We start from the raw sequence: 642 nt of genomic DNA, 5'->3' as shown, positions 1-642 counted from the left end.
ACCATCGAACTGGTCGCGAAGCACTTAGCGTCGAACGGCTGCACAAAAATGATAGTCGCAAACCGCACCAAAGAGCGTGCTCAAGGGTTAGCTGAGCAGTTTGGTGCCGAAGTAATCAGCCTGAACGAAATCCCAGACCACCTCGCAAGAGCGGACATCGTGATTAGCTCAACAGCGAGTCCGTTGCCTATTATTGGTAAAGGCATGGTTGAAACAGCGCTGAAACAACGTCGTCATCAACCTATTCTGTTAGTCGATATTGCTGTACCACGTGATGTGGAAGCGCAAGTTGGCGAATTGAGCGATGCTTATCTGTATTCGGTGGACGACTTGCAGTCGATCATCGATAGCAATATTGAGCAACGTAAAGTTGAAGCGATTCAGGCCGAAGCCATTGTTAGTGAAGAAAGTGCGTCGTTTATGACGTGGCTACGCTCACTGCAAGCGGTTGATAGTATTCGCGATTATCGTAAGTCGGCGAACGAAATACGTGAAGAGTTACTGAGTAAAAGCCTGCAATCATTGGCAGCTGGCGCAGATCCGGAGAAAGTACTGCGCGAACTTAGTAATAAACTCACCAACAAACTGATTCACGCCCCAACACGCGCACTACAAAGTGCGGCGGAACAAGGCGAACCAGCA

At 49.1% G+C, this 642-nt stretch carries 1 protein-coding gene; it reads left to right on the top strand.

Annotated elements, in window-relative coordinates; translation table 11 throughout:
- On the top strand, nt 1-642 hold a 642-nt coding region (gene hemA / locus R7O13_RS28050; protein ID WP_318305345.1), incomplete at both ends, for a glutamyl-tRNA reductase.

The sequence above is a fragment of the Vibrio sp. Y176 genome (genome assembly GCF_033438945.1).
Note: the sequence above shows the minus strand (reverse complement) of the source record. Positions and strands in the feature narration are given on the sequence as shown.